At 47.4% G+C, this 3,159-nt stretch carries 4 protein-coding genes; 2 read left to right on the forward strand and 2 right to left on the reverse strand.

Annotated features, from left to right (window positions below):
• Positions 1-213 (reverse strand): SPFH domain-containing protein (locus Q0340_RS07840; RefSeq protein WP_298082848.1); only part of this gene is annotated, 213 nt, incomplete at its 3' end.
• Between the two features lie 115 nt (positions 214-328).
• Between Q0340_RS07840 and Q0340_RS07845 the strand changes: the two genes are divergently transcribed.
• The gene (locus Q0340_RS07845) at positions 329-1,519 is read left to right on the forward strand and encodes an MFS transporter (RefSeq protein WP_298082849.1); all 1,191 of its coding nucleotides are present in this window, start codon (positions 329-331) and stop codon (positions 1,517-1,519) included.
• 11 nt (positions 1,520-1,530) lie between these two features.
• Here the strand turns inward: Q0340_RS07845 and Q0340_RS07850 are convergent, their stop codons facing one another.
• Positions 1,531-2,682: an MFS transporter gene (locus tag Q0340_RS07850; RefSeq protein ID WP_298082850.1), complete on the reverse strand. Its 1,152-nt coding sequence runs from the start codon at positions 2,680-2,682 to the stop codon at positions 1,531-1,533.
• 101 nt (positions 2,683-2,783) lie between these two features.
• Between Q0340_RS07850 and Q0340_RS07855 the strand changes: the two genes are divergently transcribed.
• The coding region (locus tag Q0340_RS07855) for a hypothetical protein (RefSeq protein WP_298082851.1) at positions 2,784-3,159 on the forward strand (376 nt) is incomplete at its 3' end.

A 3,159-nucleotide genomic window follows, 5' to 3' on the forward strand; every position in this document is an offset into this window, starting at 1 on the left:
GATGTCCACGAGCTGCTCTCGCACGCTCATCTTGGCGCGCACCGCGTCAAAAAACGGCACGATGATGTGAAAGCCGCCGTCGAGCACCTTATGAAAGCGACCCAGCCGCTCGATGATTAAAATTTCCGATTGTGAGACGATCTTGACCCCCATCTTTAGAATTGCCGCGATGAGGACGCAAAATACTATTACCGTAGTTACGAACCCTTCCATTTTCACTCCTGAATTAAAATTTCGCAATTATAGCATTTTTAGCTTATTTTGGCTTTTAAGGCGCACCGTGATACAATTTCGCTAGATTTTTTATATTAAAACGGGATAAAATTTTATGATCAGATACATCGTGCTGCTTCGCCATTCGCGCAACTACCGACTGCTCTTTTCGGCGGGTTTTATATGTATGTTTGGCTTGTGGTTTTCGGTCGTTGGAGTCGCTACGCTTTTAATCGAGCTTGGCGCGCCGGTGTGGGCGATTACGGCGGTGGGCGTCGTTTCGTTCGTGCCGAACGTTTTTTTAGCACCCATTAACGGCATCATCGTGGATAAATTTCAACCAAAGCCGCTGATGACGGCGATGTTTATAACCGAGATGATCAGTATTTTCATGCTGATTTTTATCGATAGTTTGGATTATCTGTGGCTGCTACTTCTGATCGTGGTCGTGCGCAGCGTCGCAGGCACGCTATTTTTTCAGACCGAATCCTCGACGCTGCCGAAATTTCTAAGTAGGCCCTATCTCAAACTTGCTAACGAGATGACGGGCATTATCTGGACCATTACATATACTTTCGGCATGGCGAGCGCGGGTATTTTTATCCACTATTTCGGCGTGCGAGCGGCATTTATTTTGGATTTTTGCTTATACGTTTTTTCCTTTTTCATCCTGCTGCGACTAAATTTTAAAGACCTTGCAAAAAACGCGCCAGGGCCCGTGTTTAAGATGCTAAAGGAGGGCTTTTCTTACCTGCGCTCGCATCCTTTGGTGGTGCATCTCATCGTCCTTCACGCCTTCGTCGCCGTCACCACCTACGACAATCTCATCGCGCTTCTTGCGAAGTATAAATACAAAGAAATTTTAAGCGCTTCGCTAGTCATCGGGCTTATGAATATGTCGCGCTCGGCGGCTGCGTTTTTCGGACAGATATGGCTAAGCAAGATCGTTAATAAACATACGTTTTTTTGGCTATTGCTGGGGCAGTTTGCGGGCATCGCGCTGTGGGCGGTGCTGGAGTTTAACTACTGGCTTTCGTTTGCGGGCATGATCGCGGCGGGATTTTTCATCACGACGGTGTGGTCGTATTCTTTTACGCAGCTGCAAAGCCACGTCGACAGGGAGTTTTTCGGGCGCGTCATCGCCTACAACGACATGGCGTATTTCATCGTCGCGACGCTCGTGTCGGCAGCGATCGGATTTTTTTTCGAGCTTGGATTTTCGCTTTCGCAAATCACCTTTGGCATGGGCTTTATGTTCGCAATCGCGGCGTTTTATTATAAATTTTTGATCTACGAAAAAATTTAAAATCAGGCTCGCTATCTTTTTGGCGCGATCTCGGGGCGGAAGATAGCAAATACGAATAAAAAGCTCATCGCCGCGAAAAACACCCAGATAAAGCCGTTTGCGCCTAAAAATTTCATCATCGCGCCGATGATCAAAGGAGAGCAGAGCGACGCGCTTGAATATATAAAAAGCATCGCTGCCGAAATTTGCACGCGGGATGCCCCCTCGCCGGTGATGGAGTCGTTTGCGCGCGCGATGGCAAGCGAATACAAAGGAAAGGCACCGAATCCCAACATCAACGCAAGCGCGCACGTTAGGATGAAGCTTTTAGCAAAAAATAGTGCCGCGCAAGCTACGATACCGATGGCGCAAACTATCATTATCGCGCGTTTGCGGCCGAATTTATCGGAGATTACGCCGCAAATAAGCTGCGATAGGAAGCCTCCGACCATCGCCGATCCCATAAATGCGCCCACCGAGCCGACTCCAAGGCCCGCACTTAGCACGAAAACGCTCGCCATCGAAAAAAAGCCGTTAATCAAAATACCCGCGCAAACCACCGTCGCAAACGCAAGCGGCGGCACGATCGAAATTTGCGGCATCGAGATGCGCATGCGAGCGGGAACTCTGGGAGGGTTGAAGCGGATTAAATTTACCGGCAGCAGCGCTAGGATGATGAAAAATGCGCTTAGCACGAAGACCTTCATCGTTCCGAAATTTAGCGCCAAGATTATAACTCCTATCGCAAACGCGCTGTAAAAAACCGCTTCGTAGATCGCGAGCACGCGGGAGCGGATGGAGTTTGTGATCTTTGAGTTTATCCAGCTTTCGATTATCATCAAAAGTGCGTAGTAGCAAAAGCCCAAAATAAAGCGCAAAATCGCCCAATACACGAGGTTTGAGCCAAGATCGTGCAGCATTGCAGCAATTCCGAAAAGCGCCGTAAAGACCGCGTATGCCCGCACGTACGAGAGCGCGCCGATTATCGAAGGCACGAAAAAGCCGCTAAAGATCGCTCCTAAAAAGAAAAACGCCGAAATCGCTCCGATCTCAAGCTCGCTGTGGCCGGATTCTTTTAGCATGATGCCCGCGCTTGCGATGACTAGCGCGTCGCCGATAAACATAAAGAAAATCCCCAGAAATAGGGGGCTTAGCGAGCGTGCCGCGCGCATGGATTCAAACAATGACTTTCCCTTGGAATTAAATTTGGCGTATTGTAGCCTTTTATTGATTAAAGCTCGGTTTTTATGTAAAAAATATTTGAAAAAATTTTGAAGGAGCGGGTATGAGATTAAAAATTTTAACCGCATTTTTACTGGCGGCGATATTTGGCGGATGCGCGGCGTTTCGAGGCAAGGTATATATATTGGAGGATCCCAAGGTAAAGGAAGCATATAGCGCGATAGAGTTACCGTATAGCATTAAGATAGATGGAGAAACTTTTACCAGAAAGTATAAAAATCTTGCGGCGGCATATTATTTTTTAAACGGTGAGGAAGGATTTGGCTGGAGTAAGCTCGTATCTATATCATATTTCAACGACGTAAAAAATATCGATGAGTATGCGTATGGGATATATCAAGCGATCGAAGAGGCTAATGCGGGAAAAAAACAAGAGGATCGACGCTCCTTCGGCATTTTAAAGACCAACCGTACGCAAG

It is taken from the genome of uncultured Campylobacter sp., from assembly GCF_938045595.1.
GTDB lineage: Bacteria > Campylobacterota > Campylobacteria > Campylobacterales > Campylobacteraceae > Campylobacter_B.

Bases quoted from the DNA above. Each gene is read 5' to 3' on its own strand.
- Q0340_RS07845 (WP_298082849.1), top strand. From the start codon at position 329: ATGATCAGATACATCGTGCTGCTTCGCCATTCGCGCAACTACCGACTG.